Source organism: Microcoleus sp. Pol12B4, assembly GCF_036701385.1.
Taxonomy (GTDB): domain Bacteria; phylum Cyanobacteriota; class Cyanobacteriia; order Cyanobacteriales; family Microcoleaceae; genus Microcoleus.
Window position 1 is genome coordinate 12693 of record NZ_JAUBQR010000068.1, and the last position, 16322, is coordinate 29014.

A 16322-nucleotide genomic window follows, 5' to 3' on the forward strand; every position below is an offset into this window, starting at 1 on the left:
ATATGTAGGCGTGCAATATTGTACCAGAATTAAAAATCGAGCAGGCTTTATAAGGCGGTAGCTGTGAAACCAATTCGTTCATTAGAAGATGCTTTAAACCGCTGTCAGGCGATGGGAATGCGCTTGAGCCGCCAGCGTCGATTTATTCTAGAACTTTTGTGGGAGGCAAAAGAACACCTCTCCGCTCGCGAAATTTACGATCGCCTCAACCAAAAAGCGCATTCGATCGGTCATACTTCGGTTTATCAAAATCTAGAAGCTTTGTCGAGAGAAGGGATTATTGAGTGCATAGAACGCTCGGAGGGACGCTTGTACGGCAATGTGAGCGACTCTCACTCTCACGTTAATTGTATTGATACGGCTCAGATTCTGGACGTTCATGTGGAATTGCCGCTCGACTTAATCGAGCAAATCCAACAGCAAACTGGTGTCAGAATTGTAGACTACCGGATAGATTTCTACGGATATCGATCGGCAGAGTCCGCCACGCAGGCATCGAGTGTCAGCGATACGCCAAAGGCTTCGTAACGGACAAAGCCGCGGCTGGTGGAAGCAAAACCGATCTTTGTGCTGGGTCGGTCGGTCGTATAAAATGATTTAAGTATTTTGCTGGGTGCGATCGTTTTTTTTTGCCGTCGCCAGCCGGAATTCGGCACAATAGAAAAAAAAGAAAACAAAAAAATGAAACTCGATCGGCAAGTTTGGCGATCGGGAATAAAATTTACGATTAAACCGAAAAAATTAGTTCTAGCCGCTACACCTCAAAGTGTAGAGCAAATCCGGCTTTACTGCCCCCTTTATTTTTTAATCCGCTTGGAGTGAAGGATAGTTTGTGTGGGATTGGTTTCAAACGCTGAGTCTGATAAAGGGATTTCTGATCCGGATTTAATATTAGACCTTTGTTTAATCCCTCCCCTACTTCATCTACAGAGTGAAATCTAAAATCTAAAATCTAAAATCTAAAATTGATGGACGGACAGGGCTTTACACTGTTTTTTCTGCTAAACGGCCCCGGGATATGTCAATAACTGTGTGATAACTGGTATGATTTACGTGCTTCGAGAGCCTAAAATACTCGGAAGCAAGCAGTGGGGCTGGACACGAACCTCACTATAAAACGCCGTAGAGGGAAAGATGGCCAGTACCTTGAAGGAAGTTCTCGATCTCCTTAACAGGAGTCAGAAGCCGACATCATAATCTATAGATTTGATGTGGGAGTGTCGCATTCTAGTGCGCATTACAGGACAGGCTGAAGTAATGGCGAGACGACAATCTGACCAATTCCACACACCACCGCAATACAACCCATCCCCTAAACCGACGGCACAGTTCAGTGCAGAGGCGACAGGTGATGCGAGTTCCTCAGTAACGGCGCTGCCGACCGAGGAAAAAAGAACTTTTTGGCAGTGGCAGCTTATCTGGCTGAGTCTCCTGGTGGGATTTGGAGTAACCGGTGCCGCTGCATTTCTATGGTTGCTGACGATGCCGCCACCGCCGAATTGCCAGCAACTGTCGCCGCTGGCGGCGGACGGAGAGCGACTTTACTGCGCTCAGCAAGCTGCTAAGTCGGGCAAGCTAGAACAGCTAGAATCGGCAATGGCGCTGGTGCAGGCTTGGCCGAAAGAACATCCGCTATACTCGCAGGGTCAACATTTGATAGGGGAATGGTCCAAAGCCATTCTAGGATTTGCCAGGGCAAAAATAGAGAGGGGCGATTTGAAGGGTGCTCTGGAGATTGTGGCGAAAATTCCGAAAACCAGTCCGTCTTACCCAGAGGTACAGGAGGCGGTTACTGCTTGGGAAAAAAATTGGCAGGAGGGCCAAAAACTCTACGATACAGCCCTAGCAGCTTTGAAAAGTGAGGATTTAAGGAAAGCCTGGGATTATGCTCAAGCTCTATTTAAGCTGGAAAATATTTTCTGGAGTCAGAAGCGTTACAACGAGCTGATTCAGCAGATTTCTTTGGAAAGAAACGGCTGGCAGCGCTTGCAAGAGGCTAGAGATTTGGCGAAGGACGGAACTCCGCAAAAGTTCGCTGAGGCGATCGTCCTGGCTCGTAAAATAGACTCGCAGCTTTTTGCCCGCGCTAAAGCTGAGAAGGAAATTGAGGGCTGGAGTCGGACTTTGCTGGCAATGGCTACTAAGCGGTTGGGGGCGAAAGACCTGCCGGGGGCGATCGAGGCTGCTTCAGTGGTGCCGCAGGATTCGCCGCTGTTTGCGGAAGCTCAAGATTTGATGCAGTTGGGTAGGGCTCAGGCAGTGACATGGAACCAGTCGATATCAACTCCGCTGCCGCAACACATTTTTAGCTTGCTGGAAGGGCAGGGGGCTGCTAGCCAAATTGCTCCGGGTCGCCCTCTTTACAAGCAAGCTCAAGTTCAAATTGAAAATTTGCAGGTGCAGTTTCAAGATTTGCTGCGTCTGCAAGTGGCGAGCACGATCGCTAGTTTCGGTCAGATAGGAACGTTTGGACTCGCGATAGAGCAAGCGCAAACGATCGGAATTAAGCAGCCACGGCGGGTTCACGCTCAAACTTTGGTGGCTGCTTGGCGTCGGGAAATTCAGCGGATCGAAGACCAATCTTTTCTGACTCTGGCGAAGCAGTTGGCAGAACCGCAAACGGTTGAAGGACTCAAGGGCGGCATGGCTCAGCTACTGCTGATCGCTCAAAACCGCCCCCGCAGGATAGAGGCGCAAACTCTCTTGGCTCAGTGGACAAAACGCATAGAAGTTATTCAAGATCAGCCTTTTTTGGATGAAGCAATCGCCCTGGCAAAGCAAGGAAAACTTAGTGCTGCTATTGAAAAAGCTTCGGCAATTAAGAGCGGTAGAACTTTGTATGCGAAAGCTCAGGATAATGTCTATCAGTGGGTGAGCGAACTGCAAGTTGCTCAGGACAGACCGATTCTCGATCGAGCTGCGGAATTGGCATCTCAAGGCAGTCTAGGAGCGGCGATCGATACGGCTTCCCAAATCGGTTACGGTAGGGCGCTGTATTCAGAGGCGGCAGGTGCGATCGGGCGCTGGAGTGCTGAACTCAGAGCCAACAGTGCACCGCCGCCGGAACCCGCTCGCGATTACGCCCCGGCTCCGCAACAGGAGTACGCGCCGGCTCCGCAACAGAAGGAGTACGCGCCAGCTCCCCGACAAGAGGAATACGCGCCTCCTCCCGAGCAGGCTCCGGCTCCCGATCCTTACTATCCCCCCGCGAGCCAAGAGGCCCCGGCTCCCGAACCGGAACCTTACTATCCGCCCGCAAGGGAACCGGAACCTTACAATCCGCCCGCAAGGGAACCGGAACCGGAACCTTACTATCCGCCTGCGAGAGAGCCGGAACCTTACTATCCGCCCGCGAGAGAAGAGGCTCCGGCTCCGGCTCCGGAACCTGCTCCTCCGGCTCCGGCTCCGGAACCCGCGCCACCCTCGATTCCTGAATCGGCTGGGCCTCCTGATGCTAATTTGATCCCCGAATAATGGGGTTTTCGCGCGATCGAGCTCTAAAATCTCCAATCTAAAATCAAGTGAGTAATTTCCAAGTGCTGACGATCGATGGCGACCCCATTTTCCGGCTGGGGCTGCGAGTCGCTTGCGAGCAGTATCCAGACTTGCAAGTTGTCGCAGAGGTTTCAACGGAAACCGAGGCTTTGCGGGTTCTAGAAGCTCGCTCCATCAGCTCTGGAGCAGCCAAGAAGCCCGCAGATTTGGTAATTTTGGCTGTTGAGATCCTAAATTTGCGATCCGGTCAAATAGAGGCGCTGGCATTTTGTCGCGAACTCAAAAGTTTGTATCCCAATCTGCCCCTGTTGCTGCTAGGCTGGCCGCTGACAGCGGAGCTGTTGGCGGAGTTACAGACGACGGGCGCGAATGGCTATTGTCCTAAAGGTAGAGATATTTCTCTGACAATCGAAGCCATTCGCGCTGTGGCATCTGGTCGCACTTATTGGGCGATGGATGCGGCCGCTAACTCGGAAATAGAACTAAATGCCGCGGTGGTTCAAACAGTAGAAAACTCCGCAGCAATGGCAGATAAAAATGCAGATACTTCGACAATTAATACGCCAGTACACAAAAAAATGCTGGCTTATTTTTGTCATTCTGGACTACGGGAAATAGATGCAACTTTGGCAGTTGTCCAAGCTGATTTGCAAGATATCAGAGCCGCAGATCCGACAGATTTGCCCTCTATTTTAGATGGGGTTATACTCAGCGGACGCCGCCGAGAATTGCTGGCAGCTCGTTGGATTGTCAGTCAGTTATTATTTGAAGGAAAAGGGGAGAGGGAAGAAGGCAGAAGGCAGAGGGGGGAAGGCAGAGGGGAGAAAGAAAAAATTAGAGTAGAAAATTTGTTAAATAATTCTCAATCGCAATTAGCGAATTCCCAAGTTTCGGCTGCATCTTTGGTGGTTGCAACTAATTGGCAAGGTAGCTTGTTTGACTCGGTGGCAGCTAAATTACAGTTTGATTTAGTGAATTTGACTGGTTTGCCTTTGGAAATCGATATTTTGCGATCGCCCAAAAAGCGTGAATTGATGAGTTCTATCCTGCGGAAACTAAAGGATTTGCTGGAAGAATTGCGTTTTTCGCAAGTGCAGCAAACTCAATTGTTGCCAAAAATGCCTGCTATTTTACGGAATTTGTGGGAGGCGACAATCATAGATTTTTTTGGCAGATACTATACACTACAAACGAAAGAAAATCTGGTTTTTGATGACGGTCAAGCAAGCTTCAAACTCGAAGAAAGCCAAGAGGGAAGTGCTGCTTATTTCTTGGCAGGCAGCGGCATAGAAGTTGTGCCGATGCTGCTGGCAGATGCTGATGTAGTTGCAGCAGAAATCCTTGACAAAATACCGATGACAGTTGATTTTTTTGCACATTTGCTATTTGAAATTCCTCTAACAGTTGACAATATTTCTTGTGTTGCTGGCAGCCCGGCAGCGATGCAGCGAGCTGAAGCTTTGTTAGAAAATTTGGCAATTCAAGTTGCTAGCGGAGTGGTACAGCCTCTACTAAATAATTTGGCTAATATTGAAGAAATCAAGCAAATTTTTTACGATGGCAAGTTGATTTCGACGCGAGAAATTGAGAAATTTCGGAATGATTTGTCGTGGAGATATAGCTGGGATAGATATTTTGTGGAACCGAAAGCTATTTTTGAAAGCAGGTTTTGGCTGTTTGTTTTGGGCGATTCTGGAATTAAGATAATTTCTATTTATGCTCCTAGAAATCTAGAGTTAGCACAGCTTTCTGGGTGGCAGTTAGCCTTGACTTTGCTGCTGGAAACCAGGGATGCGATCGCACCTAGAGTTCGCGCGGTTATTTCGCTCTTGGGTACTGGCGTTGTTTATGTTTTGACTCAGGTTATAGGGCGGGGAATTGGTTTGATAGGGCGGGGAATTATCCAGGGGATTGGCAATTCTTTGCAAGATAGCAAGTTTGGGAAAAATGGGTGAGAGTTCGGCAACGAGCAATAGAAACGATTACATAAATCTTTGCTCGAAGATTGAAACCACAGATTAATGGGTAGTAACGCAGATGTCTTTCAAGATATTTTACGAATGCCTGCAACATTTATAGTATACGAGATTTAAGAGATTTGATATAATTGGTGATTGGTGATTGGTGATTGGTGGTATTATAGAGAAAACTTAATGCTATAAGGTTGAAATTTTATGAGTATTATGATAGCGATAGATGCCGATCGCATAAACAGTTTAGATTTGTCTCCGGTGCGGAGTGTGATTGAAAAGTGGCTGGCCGAAGGAGCGATCGCCCAAAATGAACAACAGCTACAATTTGAAATTGAGTATCCGCGCGAAGAGTTAGATCCGCGAGAAATTTCGGAAATTCCCGAAGTGCGGCTGTGGTTTATTCGCTTGGATGCTTGTTATCCTTGGCTGCCATTTTTGCTGGATTGGAAAGCGGGAGAATTGGCGCGCTATGCGGCGATGTTGGTGCCGCACCAGTTCCACCGCACCCAAGGTATTCAGTACAATCCTGAAGCTTTGGAAATGTTTTTGATGAACAAAATTTTTGTGTTGACTGATTGGTTGAACCAGCAGGGAATCCCCAGTAAATCGAAGTTGATGGCGATGTCGCAGATGTTTGGTTATGATTTGGAAGATGCTTTTTTTGATGTGATTGTGCCGCACAAATAAGCGCTCGCACTCTAATTAACATACTCCTTATTAGCTAGGCTACTCTATACCTTAAGAGTTACCAAGGAAGGTATAAACCCGTTTACTTCCCTTGTGGGGCGGGCTTTTGGGTCCGCCTCCGGAGCTATAAGTTCCATTCACAACAGTTTATTAAGCTTAACAGCAACCGCAATCAGACTTTAAGATAATCCTTAAACCAGCACGCATCAAAAAATTTTTGCTGGACTTCAGAATTTTCTCAGAATTGATAGTTAGTTTAAATAGACAACGATCGCCCCATTCACTCGATCGAGGAAATTTACCATGAAAACAGATTACCTCATCGTCGGCAGTGGTTTATCAGCACTGGTTTTCGGAGCTTTGATGGCAAACTCCGGCAAAACCGTACACATCCTCGAAGCTCACGAGCATCCCGGAGGTTTTGGTCACACCTTTACGATGGCCAACAAATACACCTTTAATGCCCAATTCCACTACGTTTGGGACTGCGGCGAAGGACATACAGTCAATCGAGTTCTCAAAAAACTCGGTCTCGATCGAGATGTCACCTTTGAACGGTACGATCCGAATGGCTTCGACCACATGAGAATGCCGGGGTATGCGCTGGATATTCCCTCGGAACCAGAGGAACTGATCCGGCGATTGTCGGCGCTGTTTCCCGAAGCGGGCGAGAGAATTCGCCAATTCGTCAACGAAGTCGAGAAAACCGGCGAAGGGCTCAGAAAACTCGCTCCTCCCGTCAAACCAATTGAATTGCTCAAAAATTTCGGTGACGTATTCTGTGCCGTCCAACACCTCAACAGTACACTTCAGGACGTTTTCGACAAGTTCCAACTCCCGCAAGCCGCCCAAACCCTATTAGCCCTGCAATGGCCGGACTTTTTGCTGCCACCAAATCAGCTTTCTTTCTATGCTTGGATTGCCTTGTTTAGAGGCTATCAAGAAGGTGCATTTTACCCGACGCAGCATTTTGAAGATGTCATCAATTCTTTAGTTAAAGTCATTGAATCCAACGGGGGGAAGGTGCTGCTAAACCATGAAGTCACTAATTTTAGGGTGACAAACAGAACAGTAACTGGAGTTGAAGCGATGGATTTGACCACCCATCAAACCCATGAATTCACGGGCGACACGGTGATTTGCAACCTTGACCCGAAAAGAGCGGCCAAGATGATTGGAGAGGAACTGTTCTCTAAAAAAGTGCGGCGGAAACTCAACTATGAGTATTCTGCATCTAACTACATGGTGTACTGCGTTGTCAAAGATATCGATCTCCGAGACTATGGATTTGGCAAGTGGAATACGTTTCATTCTGAGCACTTAGATCTAAATGAAGCTTTTGCTCAAATGTACGAGCAAAATGATTTTTCTCGTCCGAGCTTTGCAATTACAACGCCAACTTTACTGACGGAAGCGCGGCGGGATTGTCCAGAAGATTGTCAAATTGTCGAATTTCTGACTGTTGCTAATTACAGCTATTTTAAACAGCTTTGGGAGAGCGATCGCAAAGCTTACAGACAGAAGAAACAAGAGATTCTGGACTCGATTTTAGATGTGGTTGAAAAACACTATGTTCCAAATTTCCGCAAACACATGGTCTTTCATATTACCGGAAGTCCGACGACTAACGAGCGCTTCTGTTGGTGTCCTAACGGTAATTCCTACGGTTCCAGCCTGACGCCGCGCAACATGGGAGTCGATCGGCTAAATCATGAAACATCCCTCAACAATTTCTATTTCTGCAACGCCTCCTCGGGCTATCCAGGCTTTGCACCGACATTTTGGACAGGGGCGCTGCTTTATCAACGTTTATCCGGCGATGCGATTTTAGGCTAGGAGGAATTGGTTACTCGGCGATTGAAATCGCTACTACAGAAACGAAGTCTGCCTCCGCAGACTAAAAAATAAAAAGGGCATCACATCCAACCTGGCAACGAGAGAAAGCTAGAAAAAGGTTCTTGTCCCCCCCCTTATTAAGGGGGGTTAGGGGGGATCGGATCGTTTCTCCAACACCTCTTAAGCATTCGATGATTAATGTTCCATTCTATCAAGTAGGAGTGAACTATGAGAATTGCAATTGTTGGGGGCGGAGCGAGCGGTATGGCAGCAGCCTACTGGCTCGATAAACAGGGGCATCACGTCACTGTTTTGGAAAGTCAGCCGATTTTAGGCGGACACATTCGGACTCTAAATAAAAATGTTGCCCCAAATCAATCGGAATGCAACGAAATATTAGAAAATGGGGTGCTGGAATTTCCCACTGTGTTTTACAACTTCGTTGGTTTGATGCAGGAACTCGGCGTTGAATTAGAACCCGTGCAGATTGGTTCAGCGCTGTTTTTTAAAGATGGCACCCACTTTTTGTCTGCGGTATCTATCCAAAAGAATTTCACCGGAATCCAACGCCTGATCGAGTATTTACGGCTTGATAGTCTCTACGCTCGTTCGGCGGGATTTATTTTAAAGATGCGGTTTGCTAAACAGCATGATTTCTACGACGTGTCGCTTTCTGAGTCTTTGAAAAGCTCGTGCGTCCGCAATTATTGGCTGAAGTTGCTGACAATGTACAGCTACTCGATACCGTTTGAATTGCTAGACAATTTCCCGGCAGAATTAGCGATGCCTGTTTTGCGCGAATATGCCTCGGTCAACTGGGTGAGGATTAAAGGCGGGGTGTATTCTTACATTGAAAAGATTTTGGAGCGATTTAAGGGCGATATACGGCTAAATGTGGAGATTGCCAATATTTTTAGAAGTGCGGATGCTGTCAAAATTGTGCTTTCTGATGGGGAAATCCAGGAATTTGATAAGGTGGTTTTTGCGATGCCACCAGATCAAGTTATGAGGCTATTGTCTGATCCGACTGATGCGGAAACGAAGCGGTTTTCGGCGTGGAAACCCAATTATGCAACCACTGTACTGCATTCGGATACATCAATGTACGATCGCTACGGTATCCGCAAGTTATCAGAATTTGATTTTTTCGAGACTGACAAAGGGTGGGGCTATAATGCGAGCTTGAATCAGCTTTGCGGCATCTCCTCGCCACGAGAGTACAGTTTAGCTTTTCAACTGGAGGAGTCGATCGCCAAAAAGCAGATTATTCACATTCAGAAACATCACACGCCGCTGTACACTGTCGAGTCTTTTCGATATCGAGATGAAGTTATCGAGACTAATGGCGAGAACAACACTTATCATGCGGGAGCTTATTTGGGGGATGGTTTGCACGAAGGAGCCATTACCTCTGCTTTGCGAGTCGCGAAATTAATCGGGTGAGTTCAATTGTGATGCTACAAACTCTCGCAAATATCAGTAAATTTCTTTCCGGTGCAACACTCTCACAAAAGTAATGATGTCTGCATCAAAAATTAAACCAATGCGAGAGTCGTCCACTCGGATGTGAGATTAATTTTTGGCGTTGCCTAAGCTGCGACACCACGTGCGGCAGTTAAGTAGACATCATTGCTCAAAGATGGGGGCATTGTTGATCCGGCTAACTGAGTACCCTCAAAGTTGGTTCCCGTGAATGTTGCCCCGCTCAAGTCGGCTTCACTCAAGTCTGCATAGCACAGCCTAGCCCAATCGAGGTTTGCCTGCACCAAACAAACTCCCACCAGATTTGCCCTGGTTAAATCTGCTCCCACCAACTGGACGCCCCGCAACTGAGCCCCGCTGAGATTGGCGGCTAACAAGTTCGAGCCTTCCAAATTTACCCCGTTCAGTTTGGCTTCGCTCAGGTTGACGCCATTGAGATCCGTCCTGCTCAGGTCGATGCCATTGATGTAAGCTTTGCTGAGATAGATGCCTGTTAGTTGAGCGCCAAACAGCTTTGCACCGCTGAGTTTTGCCCCTCCGCAGTTAGCCCAGTTGAGGTTGGCTCCGGTCAGGTTAGCGCCCCGCAGATTGATGAACTGCAGGTCGGCTGTACATAAATTGGCGTTCCAGAGGATGGCACTCCGCAGGTTGCTACCGATGAGTTGGGCGCCACTCAACTTTGCCCTGGGGAGTTTTGCTTTGACGAGGAAAGCTCCGCTGAGATTGGCTTTGGTAAGCTCTGCATCCGCTAGTCTGGCTTGGCCCATTTTCGCAAAACTCAGATTTGCCCTGTAAAGGTTTGCGTCGTTTAGTTCTGCTTTGGTCAGATGCGCCCGACTCAGGTTAGCTCCCGACAGGTTAGCCCTCGAAAGGTTTACCCCTACCAACATAGCTCCGCTGAGGTTTGCTCCGCTTAGGTTTACGTCAGCAAAGTCTCTGTTTCCATTTTCGTACTCTTTGAGCAGCTCGGTTACTTCCATACGGGTCACATTCCTAATAGCGGAAATTTATCTAGAAATAAACACTCTTTATAAGTATTTTAGCTCTAACCGAGCGGATGCGATCGCACTTTCAAGAAAGCTGACAATTAACTTTATATTTATACATATACTTTGTGCTTTTTCCAGAGTCCCGACCGTTTTGAGATCATAGTCTGAAACCCTTGATTTATCGTGGGTCTCTAGTGTGTTTTGGCAAGCGTTGCGATCGTACTGAGATCTGTGAAACAGTTATTCTCAATAGGTAAGCCATCCAACACTGTCCGAATTATTAATCGATAGTAAAATAATATTCTTGTTGTCCACTGTGACTAACAGCTTTTTTAAACGGAGACTGCAAATTTGTTAGTTGTGTTTGCTTCAGGTGTCGCGAAGGCTGGCATGGTCATATCTCCATATTTTGATCTCCTGTCATTTTTCAGGAAAATTAGATGTAAAACAACAGCTTAATCAGCGAGAAATTTTCTCGGTTGTCTCGCAGGAGTTATACGATCGTGCTTTTCAATATTTCCTTGAGTCTATCGGCGTGAAAAGTAATTTCAGACATTTTACTTATGAGGAATTTATCGATATGCCTAACGGTAGAGGGTATTCGTTCAAAACTTAGCGGATAATATATTGCAGATTGTACAAAACTAACAGCGAGTGTTATCTGTAGAGTATCACCGCCTCTACTGGCAGTTAGGCAAATGTGTGAATCTATGTTATGCTAAGTCAAAATTGAGGAAAGACCATGTCAAAAGAAAGAAAAAGCAACAAAGAAGTCAAAAAGCCAAAGAAACAACCTGATGGTGTTGCTAAGCCGAAGGATGACAAAAAAAATTATGGTAGCACCGACGGCCGCAAGTAGAGATAGCTGCTTCTCTTGGAATTGCCATTAATTTTGTTTAAGTTTTATTAGTATCAATTCTGAATAAATTACAATATCCTATTGTGGGATAATCCGAAAAACAGGTTTATTATACCTAGGGTATATGCAGTCCTCAACCCAAAGTATAATGAAATCTGTTTTTAGTCATGAATATGAAACATTCTGTCGCCGCTCGAATTTAAAACCGTATATTTAGGCTTTCTTGAAAAAAATATAGTTCGATCGCCCAATCCCATCAAATCTATCACAGCGATATCTCAGTAACTGCAATATTACCCTCAAAACACACGTCAACGTCAGTCCCCGCCGCCCGATCGCGCGATCCATATTCTCCGGCATAATAAAAGTATTCTCCCTCCATCCGGTACACCACTGGCAGCGGCTGCGTCGAAGGCTGGCAAAACACAATTTCCGGTTCCGCACTTCCCGGCGCTAAATGTGGCAAATTCACATTCCAGAAACACCCAGACTTTGGTTCCCGGTTCAGCAAATCCGCCAACACCCGCGATGTCCAACGAGTAGCGACATCCCAGTCTATTTCGAGCGGCCTTTTAATCCGGTGGGAAATTGCGATTCCCGGAATACCGTGCATGGCTGCTTCCCGCACAGCCGCAACCGTACCCGAAATATACACGTCAACCCCCAAATTGCCACCCGCGTTAATACCCGAAAGCACCAAATCCGGCTTCGCACAAACGTGATGAAGAGCGATGCGGACACAATCGGCCGGTGTTCCCCCTACAGCATACTCAAATTCCGATCGCCGATCGACATGAATCGGACTGTGAGCCGTCACTTGATGCCCGCAACCCGACAATTGCCCCTGCGGAGCCACCATAATTGTTTTGCCGCTTACTGCTTGCAAAAGTGCTTGAATGCCGGGAGCATCGATGCCGTCGTCGTTGGTTAAAATTATCGTCATTAAGAATGTGTCGGTTTTATAGAACCGATTTGAGAGCGCAGATGCTGGCAACCTTCTGCTAGCTTTAGCCCAAATTGGTTGTTGGTTAGTGGCGATCGTCAGTATGAGCATTGCCACACATTTATATCATGGCATTAATTGAACAGTTGCCCCAGAAATGTGGCGCGCCACATTTTAGCCGAGTCGCACCTTGATATGACAGCTAAAGCGACTTGTTACGCTTGCCCCAGTGCAGCATTTATGACATCAGTGTCGATGCAAACATCTAATCACATAATTTTTTCCTCGGCTCTCCCCGATGCTTGGCATTAAAAGTAGCAGATGATACTAAGTATCTGAGACTGAACGTTGAAACTCTCGATCGTGCTAAATTATTAGCTTGCGTTATCACCATAAGTACGAGAGAGCCGATAATAATTTAATGTCGATTCCTATTGGGCTTTGACGCAGGGGATGGGATAATAGATATGAAATCTTTATCAAAGATAGTATCTAAGTTACAGTCCTCATTTCCCATTCGTAAATCAAATACTTATCTACACTGTTACCATTATTACATTTTAACTCAGGAGAGCCACATGAACGAATCCACTCAAAGCAATACTAAAGCAGGCTGTGCCTTTCCACAGTCGATTATGACCGCAAGTCAGGATGAACTGGATGACATCGATTTAGAATAGTTAATGAAAAGGGTAAGGTAAAAAAAATGATCGTTCTTTCAGGATACGAAATTATAGAAAATATTTACGAAGGAGTCAGAACCGTTGTTTATCGAGGGATAAGAAATCGCGATCGACAGCTTGTTATCGTTAAAATAATAAAAAATCAATATCCTAGCCTTGAACAAATCACCAATTTAAGGCAAGAATTTATAATTACTCAAAATTTAGAGTGTGAAGGAATTGTCAAAACTTACAACTTAGAAAATTATCAGAATAGTTTAGCGCTAATATTAGAAGATTTTGGGGGTCTATCCCTTTATCATTTTATGGCAGCCAATAACCTGTCAATAACTGAGTTGCTGAAGGTAGCGCTCGATCTATCCGAAACTTTGATCTATCTCCATCAAGTACCGATAATTCACAAAGACATTAAGCCCTCAAATATCATTATCAATCCAGCGACCGGAAAAGTAAAACTGACTGACTTTAGTATTTCATCGCGCTTAGAATTGAAAAACCAAAGCATTAGCAATCCCAACTTGCTAGAAGGGACTCTCGCTTATATGTCACCCGAACAAACGGGGAGGATGAATCGAGCAATTGACTACCGCACCGATTTGTATTCTTTAGGAGTGACTTTCTATGAAATACTGACCAACCAGTTGCCATTTACTACCACCGATCCGATGGAGTTGGTTTACTGTCATATTGCCAAACAACCAGTCCCACCTAAAGAGGTAGCAGAAATTCCTCAAGCGGTTTCAGATATTGTGATGAAACTGTTAGCAAAAAATGCGGAAGACCGATATCAAAGTGCGGCGGGATTAAAATTTGACCTGGAAACTTGTTTGCAGCAATTGCAGACAACTGGAAAGATTGAAAGTTTTCCCATCGGTCAACGCGATCGCGGCAACCAATTACTCATTCCCCAGAAGCTTTATGGTAGAGAAACCGAAGTCCAAATTCTTCTAGATGCCTTTGGACGAGTCAGCCTCGGTGCCACCGAGATGATGTTAGTTTCCGGTTATTCCGGGATTGGTAAAACTTCAATCGTCAATGAAGTTCATAAACCAATTGTAGCAGCAAGGGGATATTTTATTGCGGGTAAATTTGACCAGTTTAAGCGCAATATTCCCTATGCGGCGTTAATCCAAGCATTTCAAGAATTAGTTCGTCAGCTATTAACTGAAAGTTCCGAACATATTGCTATTTGGAAAGAAAATTTATTAAAAGCGCTAGGTAATAACGGTCAAGTTATTATTGATGTTATCCCCGAAGTAGAACTAATTATCGGTAAACAGCCTGAAGTTACTCAACTGGGTTCATCGGAATCCCAAAACAGATTTAATCGGGTATTTCAACAATTTATTCGCGTTTTTTGTCAACCCGAACACCCGCTAGTGATATTCCTAGACGATTTACAGTGGGCAGATTCGGCATCTTTAAAGTTAATCCAACTTTTAGTCACTGACCCAGACAACAAATATTTGTTAACGATTGGAGCTTATCGAGATAACGAAGTCAGTCCCGTTCATCCTTTAATTCAGACAATAGAAAAAATTCAAGAAACTGAAACGGTGGTGAATAATATCACCATTCAGGCGCTGGCCTTGGATAGCGTCAACCAATTAATCTCCGACACTCTCGATGCCAGCATAAATTCAGACAAAATAGAAGTTTTTTCTGAATTACTTTTTAATAAAACCCAAGGAAATCCATTTTTCTTAACGCAGCTACTCAAAACCCTGTACTCGGAAAATCTGCTGGTTTATCAAGTAGATACCGACCGCTGGGAGTGGGATATTCAAGAAATACAGGCGATTGGCATCGCAGATTTCAATATCGTTGAACTGGTTGCTCGCAATATTTGCAAACTCCCAGAAACAACCCAGAAATCATTAAAATTAGCGGCTTGTATCGGCAACCAATTTAACTTAGAAGTTTTATCAATTGTCAATCAAGAATCAAACTTAGCGACGGCTGCTCATTTGTGGGAAGCGTTGCAAGCTGGTTTGATTCTGCCGCTGTCTGAAAATTACAAAATTCCTCTAGTCTTTGCCCAGGAAGAGTTGGCATCTGTACGGAATATCAAAGTTGAATACAAATTTTTGCACGATCGCGTGCAACAAGCAGCCTATTCTTTGATTCCAGAGTTAGACAAAAAAGCCACTCACCTGAAAATTGGTCAGCTACTGCTGAATAATACAACAGAGCAAGAGCGAAAAGATAATATTTTTGCTCTGGTTAACCAACTGAATTTTGGCACAGACTTGCTAACTAATCAGTCAGAAAAAGATGAGTTGGCTGAATTAAACCTGATTGCTGGACAGAAAGCGAAGGCAGCTACTGCATATGAAGCCGCTGTTAATTATTTGAATGTAGGTATAGCAATCCTGAGCCAAGATAGCTGGGAAAGTAGATACGATCTGACATTTAATTTTTATCGGGAAGCGGCGGAAGCCGAATATCTCAATGCCAACTTAGAACGAGCGGAATTTTTGTGCGATCGCGTGTTTCAAAAAGCCAAAACAATCCTCGAACAAGTCAACTTATACGAACTGAAAATTAGAATTTACCTCGCTAAAAATCAAAATAATGATGGCTTAGATGCCGGACTGCAAGTTCTAAAGATGCTAGGAGTGACCCTATATGAATCACCCCCGCAAGAACTCAATATTGAGGAGTTAGCAAACCTGCCTGAAATGAGCGAGCCCTACAAGCAGGCGGCTATGCAGCTTTTAGTTCTTATATTCCCACCTGCTTGCTTTGCAGAAAGCCCGCTATCGCTACCTATTATATATACTATGGTGGAACTTTCTCGTCAGTACGGGAATTCGCCGCAATCTACTTACGCCTATTCTGTTTACGGTATATTCGTATCTTGGCTATTCTCAGATATAAATTTATCCTATCAACTGGGGCAACTGGCTTTGCAGCTATTAGATAAGTTAGATGCTAGAGAGTTTCGTTCTAAAGTTTTAGTTAATGTTTCCATCGGTATTGTCCACCTCAAAAAGCATACTAGGGAAACGATAGAACCCCTTCGTCAAGCAATTAATAGCGGCTTAGAATTTGGAGATATAGAATATACTTGTCATGGTGCTGATTACTATTCTCGCATTTATTTTTCAATGCAGAGCATCTAGACTACGTGCAAAAACAGCAAAAACTATATATTGACTTGGCAGAAAGATTGTCCCAAGAACACCAGTTATATTTACTCAAAATTCTCGGTCAATTAGTAGAAAATTTAAGGGGGATGACCGATAATAAACTGATCTTGATGGGCAGCATATTAAATGAGGAAAAAGCTATCTCTTACAGCGTTTTCCGCTGTTATGAGGTACAATAGCAACAGTTAGCAAACCAATTTCTTAAATGCTGAGGATTTATTAA

Annotated in this window: 11 protein-coding genes; 9 read left to right on the forward strand and 2 right to left on the reverse strand. The window is 45.1% G+C overall.

Annotation, left to right across the window (positions count from 1 at the left end; translation table 11 throughout):
• Positions 1 to 63: 63 nt before the first annotated feature.
• The 7 genes from QUA38_RS11905 to QUA38_RS11935 all read left to right on the forward strand — a co-directional run bounded on the left by QUA38_RS11905 (position 64) and on the right by QUA38_RS11935 (position 9434).
• Positions 64 to 528, forward strand: coding sequence for a Fur family transcriptional regulator (locus tag QUA38_RS11905; protein WP_333069417.1), 465 nt, complete (start codon positions 64 to 66; stop codon positions 526 to 528).
• A gap of 153 nt (positions 529 to 681) precedes the next feature.
• The gene (locus QUA38_RS11910) at positions 682 to 822 is read left to right on the forward strand and encodes a hypothetical protein (protein WP_333161987.1); all 141 of its coding nucleotides are present in this window, start codon (positions 682 to 684) and stop codon (positions 820 to 822) included.
• Between the two features lie 435 nt (positions 823 to 1257).
• A complete protein-coding gene (locus QUA38_RS11915) occupies positions 1258 to 3474 on the forward strand; it encodes a hypothetical protein (RefSeq protein WP_333161989.1) in 2217 nt (738 codons plus the stop codon).
• A 47-nt stretch (positions 3475 to 3521) separates the two neighbouring features.
• Positions 3522 to 5450 (forward strand): DUF3685 domain-containing protein, encoded by a 1929-nt coding sequence (locus QUA38_RS11920; protein WP_333161991.1) that lies wholly within the window; start codon positions 3522 to 3524, stop codon positions 5448 to 5450.
• A 219-nt stretch (positions 5451 to 5669) separates the two neighbouring features.
• Positions 5670 to 6155 (forward strand): CRR6 family NdhI maturation factor, encoded by a 486-nt coding sequence (locus QUA38_RS11925; RefSeq protein ID WP_333161993.1) that lies wholly within the window; start codon positions 5670 to 5672, stop codon positions 6153 to 6155.
• 303 nt (positions 6156 to 6458) lie between these two features.
• Positions 6459 to 7991 carry an NAD(P)/FAD-dependent oxidoreductase gene (locus tag QUA38_RS11930; protein WP_333161995.1) on the forward strand — a complete coding sequence of 511 codons (1533 nt, stop codon included), beginning with the start codon at positions 6459 to 6461 and terminating at the stop codon, positions 7989 to 7991.
• A 228-nt stretch (positions 7992 to 8219) separates the two neighbouring features.
• Positions 8220 to 9434 (forward strand): FAD-dependent oxidoreductase, encoded by a 1215-nt coding sequence (locus tag QUA38_RS11935; protein ID WP_333161997.1) that lies wholly within the window; start codon positions 8220 to 8222, stop codon positions 9432 to 9434.
• A 146-nt stretch (positions 9435 to 9580) separates the two neighbouring features.
• Here QUA38_RS11935 and QUA38_RS11940 read toward each other — a convergent pair whose 3' ends face one another.
• Together QUA38_RS11940 and surE are read right to left on the reverse strand one after the other, a co-directional pair.
• Positions 9581 to 10453, reverse strand: a complete 873-nt coding sequence (locus QUA38_RS11940) for a pentapeptide repeat-containing protein (RefSeq protein WP_333161999.1) — start codon at positions 10451 to 10453, stop codon at positions 9581 to 9583.
• Positions 10454 to 11586: 1133 nt separating this feature from the next.
• Positions 11587 to 12264, reverse strand: coding sequence for a 5'/3'-nucleotidase SurE (surE, locus tag QUA38_RS11945; protein WP_333162005.1), 678 nt, complete (start codon positions 12262 to 12264; stop codon positions 11587 to 11589).
• 706 nt (positions 12265 to 12970) lie between these two features.
• Between surE and QUA38_RS11950 the strand changes: the two genes are divergently transcribed.
• Together QUA38_RS11950 and QUA38_RS11955 are read left to right on the forward strand one after the other, a co-directional pair.
• Positions 12971 to 16072, forward strand: coding sequence for a serine/threonine-protein kinase PknK (locus QUA38_RS11950; protein WP_333162001.1), 3102 nt, complete (start codon positions 12971 to 12973; stop codon positions 16070 to 16072).
• A gap of 5 nt (positions 16073 to 16077) precedes the next feature.
• Positions 16078 to 16278, forward strand: coding sequence for a hypothetical protein (locus QUA38_RS11955; RefSeq protein ID WP_333162003.1), 201 nt, complete (start codon positions 16078 to 16080; stop codon positions 16276 to 16278).
• Positions 16279 to 16322 lie beyond the last annotated feature (44 nt).

What these genes read in the sequence shown, in the direction of transcription:
- QUA38_RS11910 (WP_333161987.1), top strand. Translation starts at nt 682, where the DNA reads ATGAAACTCGATCGGCAAGTTTGGCGATCGGGAATAAAATTTACGATT.
- QUA38_RS11915 (WP_333161989.1), top strand. Translation starts at nt 1,258, where the DNA reads ATGGCGAGACGACAATCTGACCAATTCCACACACCACCGCAATACAAC.
- QUA38_RS11925 (WP_333161993.1), top strand. Translation starts at nt 5,670, where the DNA reads ATGAGTATTATGATAGCGATAGATGCCGATCGCATAAACAGTTTAGAT.
- QUA38_RS11930 (WP_333161995.1), top strand. Translation starts at nt 6,459, where the DNA reads ATGAAAACAGATTACCTCATCGTCGGCAGTGGTTTATCAGCACTGGTT.
- QUA38_RS11935 (WP_333161997.1), top strand. Translation starts at nt 8,220, where the DNA reads ATGAGAATTGCAATTGTTGGGGGCGGAGCGAGCGGTATGGCAGCAGCC.
- QUA38_RS11940 (WP_333161999.1), bottom strand. Translation starts at nt 10,453, where the DNA reads ATGGAAGTAACCGAGCTGCTCAAAGAGTACGAAAATGGAAACAGAGAC.
- surE (WP_333162005.1), bottom strand. Translation starts at nt 12,264, where the DNA reads ATGACGATAATTTTAACCAACGACGACGGCATCGATGCTCCCGGCATT.
- QUA38_RS11950 (WP_333162001.1), top strand. Translation starts at nt 12,971, where the DNA reads ATGATCGTTCTTTCAGGATACGAAATTATAGAAAATATTTACGAAGGA.